The following is a 16,255-nucleotide window of genomic DNA, read 5'->3' on the forward strand; positions in this document are numbered from 1 at the left end:
ATGCGCCACCTCCTCTCGACCAAGGACCTCTCGCGGGACGACGCGATCCTCATCCTCGACACCGCCGCCCAGATGGCCGCCACGCAGGAGCGCGAGGTGCGCAAGCTCCCGACGCTGCGCGGCAAGACGGTGGTCAACCTCTTCTTCGAGGACTCGACCCGCACGCGCATCTCGTTCGAAGCCGCGGCCAAGCGCCTGAGCGCGGACGTCATCAACTTCTCCGCCAAGGGCAGCTCGGTGTCCAAGGGCGAGTCCCTCAAGGACACCGCCCTCACGCTCCAGGCGATGGGCGCCGACGCCGTGGTGGTCCGCCACTGGGCCTCCGGCGCCGCCTACCAGCTCGCGCACGGCGGCTGGCTGCACGGCAGCGTCCTCAACGCGGGCGACGGCACGCACCAGCACCCCACGCAGTCGCTCCTCGACGCGTTCACGATGCGCCGCCACCTGGTCTCCGACCCGACGGGCGCGGACCTCGCGGGGCTCACCGTCGCGATCGTCGGCGACGTGCTCCACAGCCGCGTCGCCCGCTCGAACGTGCACCTGCTCCACACGCTCGGCGCGAAGGTGGTCCTCGTGGCGCCCGCGACGCTGGTGCCGGTGGGCATCGAGCCGTGGCCCTGCGACGTGGTGCACACGCTCGACGAGGCCATCGAGGCCTACGACATCGATGCCCTCATGATGCTGCGCGTCCAGCGCGAGCGCATGACCGGAGGCGGCTCGGCGTTCTTCCCGAGCCCCGCCGAGTACACACGCCTGTTCGGACTGGACGGCGACCGCATGCGCCGCTTGCCCGACCACGCCATCGTCATGCACCCCGGCCCCATGAACCGGGGCCTCGAGATCTCGGCCGAGGCCGCCGACTCGGACCGCTCCGTCATCGTGGAGCAGGTCGCGAACGGAGTCGCCGTCCGCATGGCCGCCCTGTACCTGCTGCTTGCCGGAGAGGAGGGCGCCCAGTGAGCCGCCCCATCGTCATCGAGAACGCGTCGCTGTACGGCGACACCACCGCCAGCCTCCTCATCGAGGACGGCGTCATCACGAAGGTCGCCGACGCGATCGAGGCGCCCGAGGGTGCGACCGTCATCGACGCGGAGGGCCTCGTCGCCCTCCCCGGCCTCGTGGACCTCCACACGCACCTCCGCGAGCCCGGCCGCGAGGACGCCGAGACCATCGAGACCGGCTCCCGCGCCGCTGCGCGCGGCGGCTGGACCGCCGTCTTCGCGATGGCCAACACCAACCCCGTCGCGGACACCGCCGGCGTGGTCGAGCAGGTGTGGAGCCGCGGCCGCGAGATCGGCCTGGCGGACGTGTTCCCGGTCGGCGCCGTCACCGTCGGCCTCAAGGGCGAGCACCTGTCCGAGATGGGCGCGATGGCCCACTCGAAGGCCCAGGTGCGGCTCTTCTCCGACGACGGCGTGTGCGTCTACGACCCGGTCATCATGCGCCGCGCCCTCGAGTACGTGAAGACCTTCGACGGCGCCGTGGTCCAGCACGCGCAGGACCTGCGCCTCACCGAGGGCTCGCAGATGCACGAGGGCGAGGTCTCCGCGGAGCTCGGCCTCGCCGGCTGGCCGGCCGTCGCCGAGGAGTCGATCGTCGCCCGCGACGCGCTGCTCGCCGAGCACGTCGGCTCGCGCGTGCACGTCCAGCACCTCAGCACCGCCGGCTCGGTGGAGATCATCCGCTGGGCCAAGGCGCGCGGCATCAACGTCACGGCCGAGGCGACCCCGCACCACCTGCTGCTCACCGACGAGTCGGCGCGCACCTACGACCCGCTGTTCAAGGTCAACCCGCCGCTGCGCACGCAGTCCGACGTCGACGCGCTCCGCGCCGCGGTCGCCGACGGCACCATCGACGTGATCGCGACCGACCACGCGCCGCACCCGGCCGAGGACAAGGACTGCGAGTGGGCCGCGGCCTCGTTCGGCATGCTCGGCCTCGAGACCGCGCTCGGCGTGGTCCAGAAGGCGCTCGTCGACACCGGCGCCCTGACCTGGCGCGACGTGGCCCGTCTCATGTCCGAGACCCCCGCCCGCATCGGCAAGGTCGACGACCGTCACGGGCGTCCCCTCGCCGAGGGCGAGCCCGCCAACATCACGCTCGTCGACCCGCAGCACGCCTGGACGGTCGACGGAGCCCAGCTGGCCTCGCGCGCCTCCAACACCCCGTACGGTGGCATGGAGCTGCCGGGCCGCGCCGTGGCCACCCTGCTGCGCGGCGTCCCCACCCACCTCAGCCCCCGTTTCGAAGGAGCGTTCGCGTGACCGATGCGACCCGCGCCGTCCTCGTGCTCGAGGACGGCCAGACGTTCGAGGGCCGCGCTTACGGCGCGACCGGCGAGACGCTCGGCGAGATCGTCTTCAACACCGGCATGACCGGCTACCAGGAGACGCTCACCGACCCGAGCTATCACAAGCAGATCGTCGTGATGACGGCGCCGCACATCGGCAACACCGGCGTCAACGACGAGGACGACGAGTCGCGGCGGTACTGGGTCGCCGGCTACGTGGTCCGCGACCCCGCACGTCGGCCGAGCAACTGGCGCGCGCAGCGCAGCCTCGACGAGGACCTGATCGCCCAGGGCGTCGTCGGCATCTCCGGCATCGACACCCGCCAGCTCACCCGCATCCTCCGCACCGCGGGCGTGATGCGCGCCGGCATCTTCTCGGGCGACGCCCTCGCGTCGGACGATGCGCTGCTGGCCCGGGTGCGCGAGTCCGCCCAGATGAAGGGCGCGCACCTCGCCGACGAGGTCTCGGTCACCGAGCCCTACGAGGTCCCCGCGATCGGCGACGAGGTCGCCCACGTGGTCGCGGTCGACCTCGGCATCAAGTCCATGACCCCGCAGCAGATGGCGCAGCGCGGCATCCGCGTCACGGTGGTGCCCTCGCGCATGCCCGCCGCGGAGATCCTCGGGATGAGCCCCGACGGCGTGTTCTTCTCGAACGGACCCGGTGATCCCGGCGCCGCCGATGCGACCGTCGCCACGCTGCGCGAGGTCCTCGACGCGAAGGTGCCGTTCTTCGGCATCTGCTTCGGCAACCAGATCCTCGGCCGCGCGCTCGGCTACGGGACCTACAAGCTCGCCTTCGGCCACCGCGGCATCAACCAGCCCGTGATGGACCGCACCACCGGCAAGGTCGAGGTCACCGCGCACAACCACGGTTTCGCCGTGGACGCGCCGCTCGACGGCGAGAGCGACAGCCCCGCGGGCTACGGCCGCGTCAAGGTCAGCCACGTGTGCCTCAACGACGACGTGGTCGAGGGCCTCGAGTGCGTCGACATCCCGGCGTTCTCGGTCCAGTACCACCCCGAGGCCGCGGCCGGTCCGCACGACGCCTCGTACCTCTTCGACCGCTTCCTCGACCTCATGAAGGGCCAGCATGCCTAAGCGCGACGACATCAAGAGCGTCCTCGTCATCGGCTCCGGCCCGATCGTCATCGGCCAGGCCTGCGAGTTCGACTACTCCGGCACCCAGGCGTGCCGCGTCCTCGAGTCCGAGGGCATCCGCGTCATCCTCATCAACTCCAACCCGGCCACGATCATGACCGACCCGGAGTTCGCCGACGCGACCTACGTCGAGCCCATCACCACCGAGGTGATCGAGCGCGTCATCGCCAAGGAGCGTCCCGACGCCCTGCTGCCCACCCTCGGTGGCCAGACCGCGCTGAACGCCGCGATCGACGCGGCCGAGGCAGGCATCCTCGACAAGTACGACGTCGAGCTCATCGGCGCCAACCTCGAGGCCATCCACCTGGGCGAGAACCGTGAGCTCTTCAAGGGCGTCGTCGAGCGCTGCGGCGCGGACTCCGCCGCCTCGGTGATCTGCCACACCATGGACGAGTGCCTTGCGGCCGCGGAGCAGCTCAACTACCCGGTCGTGGTGCGCCCGTCCTTCACCATGGGCGGACTCGGCTCGGGCTTCGCGTACGACGAGGCCGACCTGCGCCGCATCGCCGGTGCCGGGCTTCACTACTCGCCGACCACCGAGGTGCTCCTCGAGGAGTCGATCCTCGGCTGGAAGGAGTTCGAGCTCGAACTCATGCGCGACAAGCACGACAACGTCGTGGTCGTGTGCTCGATCGAGAACGTCGACCCCGTGGGCGTCCACACCGGCGACTCCGTCACCGTGGCCCCCGCGCTCACGCTGACCGACCGCGAGTACCAGCGCATGCGCGACATCGGCATCGCGATCATCCGCGAGGTCGGCGTCGACACCGGCGGCTGCAACGTCCAGTTCGCCATCCACCCCGACACGGGCCGCATCATCGTCATCGAGATGAACCCGCGTGTGTCGCGCTCGTCGGCGCTGGCGTCGAAGGCCACGGGCTTCCCGATCGCCAAGATCGCGGCCCGCCTCGCCATCGGCTACTCGCTCGACGAGATCCCCAACGACATCACGGGCTCCACCCCGGCGAGCTTCGAGCCCACGCTCGACTACATCGTGGTGAAGGTGCCCCGCTTCGCGTTCGAGAAGTTCCCGGCGGCGGATCCGGTCCTCACGACCACCATGAAGTCGGTGGGCGAGGCGATGAGCCTGGGCCGCAGCTTCACCGAGGCGCTCGGCAAGGCGCTGCGCTCGATCGACAAGAAGGGCGCGAACTTCCACTGGGACGGCCCGGTGCCGGCGGGGGAGGAGCTCGAGGATCTGCTCAAGCAGATCGAGGTCCCCACCGAGAAGCGCTTCATCCAGGTCCAGCAGTGCCTCCGCGCCGTCGAGGCAGGCACCATCACGCTCGAGCGCGTGTTCGACGCGTGCAAGATCGACCCGTGGTTCCTCGACCAGATGCTCCTCATGAACGAGGTCGCCACCACGGTCAGGAACGCCCCGAGCCTCGACGCCGACCTCCTGCGTGAGGCCAAGGGCCACGGCCTCGCGGACCAGCAGATCGCGGACCTGCGCGGTCTCAAGGTCAACGAGGTCTTCCAGATCCGCAAGGCGATGGGCGTGCTCCCGGTCTTCAAGACGGTCGACACGTGCGCCGCCGAGTTCGAGGCCCGCACGCCGTACCACTACAGCTCGTACGATGCCGAGAACGAGGTCCAGCCCCGCGACCGCGAGGCCGTCATCATCCTCGGCTCGGGCCCCAACCGCATCGGCCAGGGCATCGAGTTCGACTACTCGTGCGTGCACGCGGCGCTGACGCTCAAGGACCGCTACGAGACCATCATGGTCAACTGCAACCCCGAGACCGTCTCCACCGACTACGACACCGCGAACAGGCTCTACTTCGAGCCCCTCACGTTCGAGGACGTCATGGCCGTGTACGAGGCGGAGAAGGCGGTCGGCCCGGTCAAGGGCATGTTCGTGCAGCTCGGCGGCCAGACCCCGCTGTCGCTCGCGCAGCGCCTCGCGGACGCGGGCGTGCCGATCCTGGGCACCAGCCCCGAGGCGATCGACAACGCCGAGGACCGCGCCGCGTTCGGCCGCGTCCTCGACGGCGCGCAGCTGCCCGCCCCGGCCTACGGCACGGCGCACGGCATCGAGCAGGCCATCGAGATCGCCGAGTCCATCGGTTACCCGGTCCTGGTGCGCCCGAGCTACGTGCTCGGCGGCCGCGGCATGGAGATCGTCTACGACCGCGCGCAGCTCGAGGACTACGGCACCCGCATGGACTCGGTCGGCGACCACGCCACCGACGCGCCGCTGCTGGTCGACCGCTTCCTCGACGACGCGATCGAGATCGACGTCGACGCGCTGTTCGACGGCGAGGAGATGTTCCTCGGCGGCGTCATGGAGCACATCGAGGAGGCCGGCATCCACTCCGGCGACTCGGCGTGCGTGCTCCCGCCGTTCTCGCTCAGCAAGGCCGAGCTCGAGCGCATCCGCACCTCGACCGAGGCGCTCGCCCGCGGCATCGGCGTCCGAGGCCTCATGAACGTCCAGTACGCGCTCGTCTCCGACGTGCTCTACGTCCTCGAGGCGAACCCGCGCGCGTCGCGCACGGTCCCGTTCGTCGCCAAGGCCACCGGCATCCCGCTCGCGAAGGCGGCGTCGGAGGTCATGGCCGGCGCGACCATCGCGGAGCTCAAGGCGAGCGGCATGCTCCCCGAGCACGACGCCGCGCAGGTCGACATGAGCCAGCGCGTCGCCGTCAAGGAGGCGGTGCTGCCGTTCAAGCGCTTCCGCACGCACGAGGGCATCGCGGTCGACTCGGTGCTCGGCCCGGAGATGCGCTCGACGGGTGAGGTCATGGGCTTCGACGCCACGTTCCCGCTCGCGTTCGCCAAGTCGCAGACCGCGGCCTTCGGCGGGCTCCCCACCGGCGGCAAGGTCTTCGTCTCGACGGCGGACCGCGACAAGCGCTCGATCACGTTCCCTGTGGCGCGCCTGCGCCAGCTGGGCTTCGAGATCCTCGCGACCGAGGGCACCGCGCAGGTGCTCGAGCGCATGGGCATCCCGTCGACCGTGGTGCGCAAGCACTCGGAGGGGCGCGGCCCGAACGGCGAGCCGACCATCGTGGACGTCATCCACGAGGGCGGGGTGGACCTCATCATCAACACGCCGTCCGGCCAGGGCGCGCGTGCGGACGGCTACGAGATCCGTGCGGCGGCGACCGCCGCGGACATCGCCATCGTCACGACCACGCAGCAGCTCTCGGCCGCGGTGCTCGCGATCGAGGCGCTCCAGGCCGGTCCGTTCGACGTGCTGAGCCTTCAGGACGCCGCGCGCGGCTAGGGTCGTCGGCGCCGCATCGTACCCGCTGGGGAACGATGCGGCGCGCCCGGGCGCGCCCCCGCGCGTCCGCTCAACATCGCAGGTAGGGTAGCAATGGCTGCACATTTCGGGCAGCCCGTCAAGGAGGTAGGGATGGCGTTCGGCGCCCGTCTCGCGGCCGCGATGGACCAGCATGGTCCGCTCTGCGTGGGGATCGATCCCCACCCCGGGTTGCTCGCGGCGTGGGGCATGGAGGATACGGCGCGGTCGCTCGTCGACTTCGGCGACGCGGTGCTCGAGGCGAGCGCGGGGGAGTGCGCGGCGGTCAAGCCCAACGCGGCTTTCTTCGAGCGTCACGGCTCCGCGGGCGTCGCGGCCCTCGAGCACGTCCTGGGCCGCGCGAGGGAGCTGGGCATCCTCACGGTGCTCGACGCCAAGCGCGGCGACATCGGCTCCACGATGCAGGGCTACGCGGAGTCGTATCTCCGTCCGGGGGCGCCTCTCGAGGCGGACTCGCTCACGGTGTCGCCCTACCTCGGCTTCGGTTCGCTGAAGCCCGCGCTGGACCTCGCCCAGGAGCACGGCAAGGGCATCTTCGTGCTGGCCCTCACCTCGAACCCTGAGGGGCCCGAGGTGCAGCACGCCATCGCGCCGGACGGCCGAGCCGTCGCGGCCGTGGTCGCCGAGGAGGCGGCCGCGCTCAACAACGGTGCCAGCCCCATGGGAGACGTCGGCCTGGTGGTCGGCGCGACCGTGGGGGACGCGGTCCAGCGTCTCGGCATCGATCTCGACCGGGTCAATGGTCCCCTGTTGAGCCCTGGAGTGGGTGCTCAAGGCGCGGGTCCGGCAGAATTGTCCCTGGTCTTCGGGAACGCGCGAGGTCGCGTGCTCGTCAATCAGTCGAGGGGCGTGCTCCAGGCGGGCCCCACCGTCGAGAAGCTGCGTGAGGCCGTCATCGAGGCCTCGTCCGCAGCGAAGAGCATCCTGCGCTGAGCGCAGCCGACTTTGGAGGGAGAGGCCATGGCCACCCCGGAACTTACCGATGAGCAGCGCGCTGCTGCGCTGGTGAAGGCGACCGCCGTGCGGTCCGCGCGACGTGTCTTCAAGGAGGAGCTCACGCGCGGCGAGATGTCGCTCGCGGAGGCGATCCGCCGCGCGAAGGCGGACGAGGCGCTCGCCGGCATCCGCGTGCGCGACCTGCTGCAGTGCCTCCCGGGCATCGGCCCCAAGCGCGCGCAGCTCGTGATGGAGGAGATCGGCATCTCCCTCGCCCGTCGCATCCGCGGCCTCGGTCAGCACCAGGTCGACGCGCTCGTCGAACGCGAGCGTCGGTGAGCCGACTCGTCGTCCTTGCCGGCCCGACGGCGGTCGGCAAGGGCACCGTCGTCCGCGCGCTGCGCGACATGGCGCCCGAGGTCTACGTGTCGGTCTCCGCGACCACGCGCGACCCGCGCCCCGGCGAGATGGACGGTGTCCACTACCACTTCATCTCGCGCGACGACTTCGAGCACCGCATCGAGGCGGGGGAGTTCCTCGAGCACGCCATCGTCCACGGCCAGAACCGCTACGGCACCCTGAGGGGACCCGTCGACGAGCGGCTCGCGCAGGGCGAGCCAGTCCTTCTGGAGATCGACCTCCAGGGCGCGCGCCAGGTCAAGGAGACGATGCCCGACGCGCACTTCGTGTTCCTCTCGCCTCCGTCATGGGACGAGCTGGTCAACCGCCTGGTGGGCCGCGGCACCGAGGACGCCGAGGAGCGCGAGCGTCGGCTCGCGACCGCGCGCGACGAGATGGCGGCCGTTTCCGAGTTCGACCAGGTGATCGTCAACGACACCGTGGAACGCGCGGCGGCCGAGCTCCTGTCCGTGGTCCGCGGGACCCGGTAGACTGTCCTGAGTCTTTTTGTGAAATCTGAGGAGTGATTGTGGCCGGAACCGTCGCCAACCCCATCGGCATCACCAACCCGCCGATCGACGAGCTGCTCGCGAAGGTCGACTCGAAGTACGCCCTGGTCATCTACGCGTCGAAGCGTGCCCGCCAGATCAACTCGTACTACGAGGCGCTGGGCGAGGGCCACTTCGAGAACGTCGGCCCGCTGGTCGAGGCCGACACGACGGACAAGCCGCTGTCCGTCGCCCTGCGCGAGCTCAACCAGGGCGACCTGCTCGAGCTCGGCGACTCCGCCGAGCAGCAGTAACCCACCCCGTGCGCGTCCTCCTGGGCGTCACCGGCGGCGTGGCGGCCTACAAGGCCGCCATCGTGCTGAGACGCCTCAAGGAGGACGGGCACACCGTCCGCGTCGTCCCCACGCCTGCCTCGCTGCAGTTCGTGGGGCGCGCGACGTGGGAGGCCCTGTCCGGTCTCCCGGCGACCGCGGAGACCTTCGACAACGTCCCCGCGGTCGAGCACGTGCGGCTCGGCCAGCAGGCGGACCTCGTGCTGGTCGCCCCCGCGACCGCCGACTTCCTCGCGCAGCTCGCTCACGGCGAGGCGCGCGACCTCCTGGGCAACGCCCTCCTCGCGACGCGGGCCCCTGTGGTGGTGGCCCCCGCAATGCACACCGAGATGTGGGAGAAGGCCTCGACGCAGGCGAACGTCGCGACGCTGCGTGCGCGCGGCGTCACCGTGATCGAGCCCGCCGTCGGAAGGCTCACCGGCCCTGACTCCGGGCCGGGCCGCCTGCCCGATCCCGAGGACATCGTCGCCGCCGCCTATGCCGCGGTGGGCGGCGGTCCGGTGCCGGCCGGCGCATCGCCCGCGCCCTGGGGCGACCTGGCGGGGCTCCGCGTGGTGATCTCCGCCGGAGGGACCCGCGAGCCGCTCGACGCGGTGCGGTTCCTCGGCAACCGCTCGACGGGACTGCAGGGCTTCGCGCTGGCCGAGGCGGCCCGCGAGCGCGGCGCGGACGTCACCGTGGTCGCCGCGAACGTCGGGCTGCCGCTCTCCGAGGGAGTGGCGCGGATCGACGTCGAGAGCAGCGTCGAGCTCGCCGATGCGGTGCGGTCCAGCGCGTCTCACGCCGATGTGGTGATCATGGCGGCCGCCGTCGCCGACTTCAGGGCGCGCGAGGCCTCGCAGACCAAGATCAAGAAGGACGGCAGCGGCACCCTCACGCTCGAGCTCGTCGAGACCGAGGACGTGCTGCGCGGCCTCGTCGCCGAGGAGATGCCCGGCCGCACGGTGGTCGGCTTCGCCGCTGAGACGGGCGACGATGCCGCCTCCGCCCTCGAGCATGCGCGTGCCAAGGCGCGGCGCAAGGGCACCGACCTGCTGGTCTTCAACCCCGTCGGCGGCGGACGAGGCTTCGGTGACGTCCCCAACGAGGTGACGATGCTCGACGCCGACGGCGAGCAGGTCGCGCGCGCGGCGGGCACCAAGCTCGCGGTCGCGCATGCGGTGCTCGACGCGGTGGTGCGGCTCCGCGCCTGAGCGTGTCGGTGGTCCGGCCCGACCTGCGGGCGTACCATCACGGCATCGACCAGGGGGGACGATCATGCTTCCGAATCAGCCGCCGGCCGCGCATCACGGCGATCGCACGCCCGAGCCTCGCGTTCCCGAGGCGTCCGCGGGCGGGGACGGGGCCGCCGCCCCGGAGAGCCCGCGCACATGGATCGCGTTCGTCGCGATGGCCCTCGTCGTGGTGGCCGCCGTGCTCGGGTGGCGCTGGTTCACCGGCACCGTCGGGCCGGACGCCGCGCGGAAGGCAGCAGCAGCGGACGGCATCGTGGTCGCCGAGAGCACGCAGGTGGACAGGATCACCGCCGGCTACCGCGTCTGCCTGTACACGGGGACGGGCGACTCCGCCGACTTCGAGGAGACGGACGACCTCTGCGTCATCAGCCCCTACGCCTACACGCTGCTGCCGACCACGGCGGACGACGGCGCCGCGTGGGAGGCCTTCCCCGAGCCGGTCGACGGACTCGCCCTCCGCTGGGATCCCGACGCGACCCCCGACCCGCTGCTCGTGGTCGACACCGGAGACGCGATCTGGCGCGTCGCCTCGTTGGCCGGCGACGACGACGCCGCGGGCAGCTTCTCGATGCTCCTTCACGCCGTCGAGTTCGCGCCCGCGGACTAGTCCCACCCCGCCACTACGATGGCCCGCATGACCTCCCTCAGGCTGTTCACCTCCGAGTCCGTGACCGAGGGTCACCCCGACAAGATCTGCGACCAGGTCTCCGACGCGATCCTCGACGAGATGCTGCGCCAGGACCCCGGCTCGCGCGTCGCCGTCGAGACGATGGTGACCACCGGGCTCGTGCACGTCGCCGGCGAGGTCACCACCGAGGCGTACGTCGACATCCCCGGCACCATCCGCGGCGTGGTCAACGACATCGGCTACACGTCCTCGCACGTGGGCTTCGACGGAGACTCGTGCGGCGTCTCCGTGTCGATCGGCGAGCAGTCGCCCGACATCTGGATGGGTGTGGGGAACGCCACCGACTCGGCCGTCGACGAGCTCGGTGCGGGCGACCAGGGCCTCATGTTCGGCTACGCCTGCACGGACACCCCCGAGCTCATGCCGCTTCCCATCCACATGGCGCACGCGCTGACCGCGCGCCTCGCGGAGGTGCGCCGCAGCGGCGAGGTCGAGGGCCTGCGCCCCGACGGCAAGGCGCAGGTCACCATCGGCTACGACGGCGACCGCGCGGTGTCCGTCGACACCGTCGTGGTGTCGACCCAGCATGCGGAGTCGATCGCGACGGAGACCCTGCGCGCGCAGATCGAGGAGTCGGTCATCGCGCCGGTGCTCGCGCGCTACGAGCTCGACGCCTCCGCGCACCGGTCGCTCATCAACCCGACCGGCCGCTTCGAGATCGGCGGGCCCAAGGGCGACGCCGGGCTCACCGGCCGCAAGATCATCGTCGACACGTACGGCGGCATGGCGCGCCACGGCGGCGGCGCCTTCTCGGGCAAGGACCCGTCCAAGGTCGACCGCAGCGCGGCGTACGCGATGCGGTGGGTCGCCAAGAACGTCGTCGCCGCCGGGCTGGCGCAGCGCTGCGAGGTGCAGGTCGCTTACGCGATCGGCACGGCGCACCCGGTCGGGCTGTACGTCGAGACCTTCGGCACGGGCGCGCTGCCGGACGTGCGCATCGCCGAGGCGATCCGCGAGGTCTTCGACCTGCGTCCCGGCGCGATCATCGACGCCCTCGACCTGCGCCGCCCGATCTACCGGGGCACCGCGGCGTACGGCCACTTCGGGCGCGAGCTGCCCGACTTCACCTGGGAGCGCACCGACAGGGCGGAGGCCCTCGTCAGCGCCGCGCGATAGCTCCGATGGCCCCTCCCACCGTCGCGCACGTCTGCGTCGACGCGGCCCTCCCGCACCTCGACCGGCCGTTCGACTACGCGATCCCGGACAAGCTCGCGGGCGTGATCGTCGCGGGATCCCGCGTGCGCGTGCGCTTCGCGGGCCGGCTGGTCAGCGGGGTCGTCACCGCGGTCGACGACGTCACCGACTTCGCGGGCACGCTCGCTCCTGTGCACTCGTCGTCCGCCGTGCCGTCGTACACGCCGGACGCGATCGCCTTCGCGGAGAAGGTGGCCCGGCGCTACGGCGGAAGCCTGTGGGACGTGCTGCGGCTCATGGCGCCGCCGCGGGTGGCCTCGGTGGAGAAGCGCGACTGGAGCCTCGTCGAGCACGACGAGCAGGCGTACCGCGAGGCGCACGCGACGCTCGCGCCGCATGCGGTGCAGGCCTCGCTGCCCGCCGACGCGGTGGTGAGCGGCGCCCGGGTGGTCTGGGAGGCCGTCCCCGATCCGTCCCGCCGCCATGGCCTGCCGGCCGATGCGCTGCTCGCCCCGGCGGCTGCGGTCGCCTCGCGCGGGCTCACGGCGATCGTGGTGCTGCCCGACGCGCGCGCCGTCGCCGCGGCCGCGGATGCGCTGACCCGCGCGGGCCTGTCGCGGTGGACCTCCCGCTCGGGCGGGCACTTCACGGTGCTGCACGCGGACGACGGCCCAGCGGTCCGCTACGGCTCGTATCTTGCCGCGCTGCAGGGCCACGCGCGGATCGTGCTGGGCACGCGGCCCGTCGCGATGCAGCCCGTGCCGTCGCTGGGCCTCGTGGTGATGTGGGACGAGGGGTCGAACGTCTTCGACGAGCCCCACGCGCCCTACCCGCACGCCCGCACCATCGTGGCGATGCGGGCCGACGAGGCGGGCGCCGGCGTGCTCCTGGCCTCGTACGCCCCGAGCGTCGAGGCGATGTCGCTGGTCGCGCACCGCTGGGCCGAGCGTGCGGCCCCGCCGCGTCCCGAGGTGCGCGCGGCGACGCCGCTCGTCACCCCGGTGGACGATGCGCGGCGTGAGGCCGAGGGGGCGGCCGGATGGCACTGGATGCCAGGCTCGGTGTGGCGTCGGGCCCGCAAGGCGCTCGAGACAGGCCCGGTGGGCATCGTGGTGCCGCGCGCGGGCTACGTCCGGGCCACGGCATGCGCACGATGCGGCACGTGGGCCGAGTGCTCGGCGTGCGGGGGACCCCTGCGCCGGGAGTCGGCCACGGCCCCGCTCCACTGCGCGGAGTGCGGGGCGCAGCATCCGGACTGGCACTGCGCCGAGTGCACCAGCCCCGCGACCAAGCAGCTGCGCCAGGGCGTCGAGCGCATCGCCGAGCAGGTCACCGCGATGGCCAAGGACGTGCCCGTGATGCTGTCCGCGGGAGCGGTGGGCACCGTCGCGGACGGAGAGGTGACGGAAGGCATCGTCGTGGCCACGCCTGCCGCGCTCCCGGCGGTCGCGGGCGGCTACGCCTGCATCGTCATCGTCGGCGCGGAGGTGCCGGCCGGCGGAGGGCTCGGCGCGGAGCTCCAGGCGATGCGCTGGTGGCTGTCGATCGCCGCGCTCGCGCGTCCCCGAGGCGACGGGGGAGAGGTGATCGCCGTCGGCGAGCTGCCCGGAGCGGTGCGCGAGGCGCTCGTCGGCTGGACGGCGGGAGACGCCGCGTGGGACGCCTACGCCGAGCGCGCCGACCTCATGCTGCCGCCGTACCGCCGCGCGATCCGGCTCTGGGGCGAGCGCCCGGTCATCACGCTCGCGCTGTCCGAGACCGTCGAGGGCGAGCGGCTCGAGCGGCACCGCGAGGTGGCCGTCGTCGACGCCAAGGGCGGTGCGACGCTGCTGGTGACGCGTCGCGCGACCCAGGCGGTCGTCGACGTGCTGAGGCGCCGCCAGCAGGCCTTCTCGAAGGCGGGCGACGGCGAGCTGCGGATGCGAGTGGACGCGCCCCTCGACCCCGTCTCCTGAGGCCGCCCCGCGGAACCGGCCGACGGCGCCCCGCCACTACGATGGTGGGATGCGCCTGATCTTCGCCGGCACGCCCGAGATCGCCGTCCCGACCTTGGCAGCCCTCGAGGATGCGGGACACGAGATCGTCGCGGTGCTCACCCAGCCCGATGCCCGCGGACGCCGCGGCCGCACGCTCCATCCGTCCCCCGTGAAGGAGTACGCGCTCGAGCGCGGCCTCGACGTGTGGACCCCCGAGAAGGCGTCCGCGCCGGAGATCGTGGCGCGCGTCAAGGAGCTCGAGGTGGACGCCGCCGCGGTGGTCGCCTACGGCCAGATCCTGCGCCCCGCGCTGCTCGAGGCGGTGCGCCTCGCGTGGGTCAACCTCCACTTCTCGGTGCTGCCGACATGGCGGGGCGCCGCGCCGGTGCAGCGCGCGATCATGGCCGGCGACGAGGTCACCGGAGCGTCCACCTTCGTGATCGAGAAGGGCCTCGACACGGGACCCGTGATCGGCACCCTCACCGAGCGCATCCGGATGACCGACACCGCGGGCGACCTGCTCGAGCGGCTCGCGCAGCTCGGCGCCCCGCTCATGGTCCAGTCGCTCGAGGCTCTCGACGCCGGGGTCGCGCGCCCGACGCCCCAGAGCACCGACGACATCAGCTACGCGGAGAAGCTCACGCGCGAGGACGCCTACGTGCGCTGGGACCTCGCGGCCCACCTGGTCGACCGGCGGATCCGCGGATGCTCGCCCGCTCCCGGGGCCTGGACCACGCTGCCCGACGGCTCAGTCGCGAAGCTCGGCCCGGTGTCGCCGCGGCCGCAGCGCGCCGGCACCGTGCCCGGACAGCTCCGTGAGGAGGCCGGCGAGGTGCTCGTCGGCACGGGCACCGAGCCCGTCGCGCTCGGCTGGATCGCCCCGGCCGGCAAGAAGCCCATGGACGCCGCCGCCTGGTGGCGCGGAGCGCGCCTGGGCGAGGGCGCCCAGCTGGGGGAGGCATGAGCACCGCACGGGACATCGCCTACGACTGCGTGATGGCGGTCTCGACCGAGGGCGCGTACGCCAACCTGCTGCTGCCCTCGCTGCTCGAGAAGGCACGCCTCGAGGGCCGCGACGCGGGCTTCGCCACCGAGCTCGCCTACGGCGCGCTGCGCATGCGCGGGCTCTACGACGCGATCATCGGCCATGCCTCGGGACGGGACCCTCGCGACCTCGACGCTGAGGTGCGCGTCGCGCTGTGGCTCGGCACGCATCAGGCCCTCGCGATGCGCGTGCCGTCCCATGCCGCCGTGAACGAGACCGTCGACCAGGTGCGCCGCGAGCGTGGCGTCGGCGCGTCCAAGTTCGCCAACGCCGTGATGCGGCGCGTGACCGAGCGTGACGCCGAGGGCTGGCTCGCCACCGTGGCGCCCGGCGACTCGCGCTCCGCCCTCGCGATCCGCCACTCCCACCCGGAGTGGGTGGTCGCGGCGCTCGACGAGGCGCTCGCTGCCGACGGCCGCCCGGGCGAGGTGGTCCCGCTGCTCGAGTCCGACAACTCACCCGCGCGCGTCACGCTCGTCGCGCGCCCGGGCCTCATCGACCGCGAGGAGCTCATCCACGAGGCCGGGGGAGAGGCGGGGGAGTACTCGCCCTATGCCGTGGTCCTGCCCGGGGGGCGTCCCGGGGACCTCCCCGCGGTGGCCGAGGCCACCGCGGCCGTGCAGGACGAGGGCAGCCAGATCGTCGCCGCCGCTCTCGCCGCCGCGCAGCCCGTCGAGCCCGGCGAGCGATGGCTTGACCTCTGCTCCGGACCTGGCGGCAAGGCGGCCCTGCTCGGCGCGCTCGCCGCCGACGGCGCCGCCACGCTCGACGCGGTCGAGCTGCACCCGCACCGCGCCGACCTGGTGAAGAGCTCGACCCGGGCCGTGCCCGAGGGCGTGGTCACCGTGCACACCGGGGACGGCACCACGTGGGGCGAGGACGGCGCGTACGACCGCATCGTGCTCGACGCCCCGTGCTCGGGGCTCGGCGCGTTGCGTCGCCGGCCCGAGTCCCGGTGGCGCCGCCAGCCCGAGGACCTTCCCGAGCTCGAGGCGCTCCAGCGGTCGCTCCTCGCCAACGCCGAGCGCCTGCTCGCTCCTGGCGGGCTTCTCGCTTACATCACCTGCTCTCCGGTGGTGGCGGAGACCCGGGACATCGTCGCCGGATCGACGCTGCGCCAGCTCGACGCCCGCGAGGCCGTCGCGAAGGTCACCGGGACCACCGCGCGGATGTGGGGACCCGGGCCGCACGTCCAGCTGTGGACCCACGTCCACGGCACGGACGCGATGTTCCTCGCGCTGCTGGAGAAGCCGCTCGACTGAGGCCGCGCTACGCTCCCGGG

General features: G+C 72.4%; 14 protein-coding genes. All 14 read left to right on the forward strand.

Going from position 1 to position 16,255, the window contains the following annotated elements:
* The 14 genes from TR42_RS00780 (at position 1) to TR42_RS00845 (ending at position 16,235) form a co-directional block, all read left to right on the forward strand.
* Complete coding sequence (locus tag TR42_RS00780) at positions 1 to 960, forward strand: aspartate carbamoyltransferase catalytic subunit (RefSeq protein ID WP_042212107.1); 960 nt, start codon at positions 1 to 3, stop codon at positions 958 to 960.
* A complete protein-coding gene (locus tag TR42_RS00785; RefSeq protein WP_042212109.1) occupies positions 957 to 2,264 on the forward strand; it encodes a dihydroorotase in 1,308 nt (435 codons plus the stop codon). The genes TR42_RS00780 and TR42_RS00785 overlap by 4 nt, the downstream gene beginning before the upstream one ends.
* Complete coding sequence (gene carA, locus TR42_RS00790; RefSeq protein WP_042212110.1) at positions 2,261 to 3,391, forward strand: glutamine-hydrolyzing carbamoyl-phosphate synthase small subunit; 1,131 nt, start codon at positions 2,261 to 2,263, stop codon at positions 3,389 to 3,391. Before TR42_RS00785 ends, carA begins: the two co-directional genes overlap by 4 nt.
* On the forward strand, positions 3,384 to 6,680 hold the full coding sequence (gene carB, locus TR42_RS00795) for a carbamoyl-phosphate synthase large subunit (protein ID WP_042212112.1): 3,297 nt from the start codon (positions 3,384 to 3,386) through the stop codon (positions 6,678 to 6,680). The genes carA and carB overlap by 8 nt, the downstream gene beginning before the upstream one ends.
* A 132-nt stretch (positions 6,681 to 6,812) precedes the next feature.
* Positions 6,813 to 7,652 carry an orotidine-5'-phosphate decarboxylase gene (gene pyrF, locus TR42_RS00800; RefSeq protein ID WP_143058860.1) on the forward strand — a complete coding sequence of 280 codons (840 nt, stop codon included), beginning with the start codon at positions 6,813 to 6,815 and terminating at the stop codon, positions 7,650 to 7,652.
* Between the two features lie 27 nt (positions 7,653 to 7,679).
* Positions 7,680 to 7,994 (forward strand): integration host factor, actinobacterial type, encoded by a 315-nt coding sequence (gene mihF / locus TR42_RS14695; RefSeq protein WP_042212116.1) that lies wholly within the window; start codon positions 7,680 to 7,682, stop codon positions 7,992 to 7,994.
* On the forward strand, positions 7,991 to 8,545 hold the full coding sequence (gene gmk / locus TR42_RS00810; protein ID WP_042212118.1) for a guanylate kinase: 555 nt from the start codon (positions 7,991 to 7,993) through the stop codon (positions 8,543 to 8,545). Before mihF ends, gmk begins: the two co-directional genes overlap by 4 nt.
* 38 nt (positions 8,546 to 8,583) lie before the next feature.
* Complete coding sequence (gene rpoZ / locus TR42_RS00815; protein ID WP_042212120.1) at positions 8,584 to 8,856, forward strand: DNA-directed RNA polymerase subunit omega; 273 nt, start codon at positions 8,584 to 8,586, stop codon at positions 8,854 to 8,856.
* Positions 8,857 to 8,864: 8 nt separating this feature from the next.
* Positions 8,865 to 10,088, forward strand: coding sequence for a bifunctional phosphopantothenoylcysteine decarboxylase/phosphopantothenate--cysteine ligase CoaBC (coaBC, locus tag TR42_RS00820; protein ID WP_042212122.1), 1,224 nt, complete (start codon positions 8,865 to 8,867; stop codon positions 10,086 to 10,088).
* A gap of 64 nt (positions 10,089 to 10,152) precedes the next feature.
* Positions 10,153 to 10,737 (forward strand): hypothetical protein, encoded by a 585-nt coding sequence (locus tag TR42_RS00825; protein WP_042212124.1) that lies wholly within the window; start codon positions 10,153 to 10,155, stop codon positions 10,735 to 10,737.
* A gap of 27 nt (positions 10,738 to 10,764) precedes the next feature.
* On the forward strand, positions 10,765 to 11,934 hold the full coding sequence (gene metK / locus TR42_RS00830; protein ID WP_042212126.1) for a methionine adenosyltransferase: 1,170 nt from the start codon (positions 10,765 to 10,767) through the stop codon (positions 11,932 to 11,934).
* Between the two features lie 5 nt (positions 11,935 to 11,939).
* Entirely contained in the window at positions 11,940 to 13,907 is a 1,968-nt protein-coding gene (locus TR42_RS00835) for a primosomal protein N' family DNA-binding protein (protein WP_052405470.1), read from the forward strand.
* Between the two features lie 49 nt (positions 13,908 to 13,956).
* Positions 13,957 to 14,892: a methionyl-tRNA formyltransferase gene (gene fmt / locus TR42_RS00840; RefSeq protein WP_042212127.1), complete on the forward strand. Its 936-nt coding sequence runs from the start codon at positions 13,957 to 13,959 to the stop codon at positions 14,890 to 14,892.
* Complete coding sequence (locus tag TR42_RS00845; RefSeq protein ID WP_042212129.1) at positions 14,889 to 16,235, forward strand: RsmB/NOP family class I SAM-dependent RNA methyltransferase; 1,347 nt, start codon at positions 14,889 to 14,891, stop codon at positions 16,233 to 16,235. The genes fmt and TR42_RS00845 overlap by 4 nt, the downstream gene beginning before the upstream one ends.
* Positions 16,236 to 16,255 lie beyond the last annotated feature (20 nt).

The organism is Demequina mangrovi, from assembly GCF_000759715.1.
Taxonomy (GTDB): Bacteria; Actinomycetota; Actinomycetes; order Actinomycetales; family Demequinaceae; genus Demequina; species Demequina mangrovi.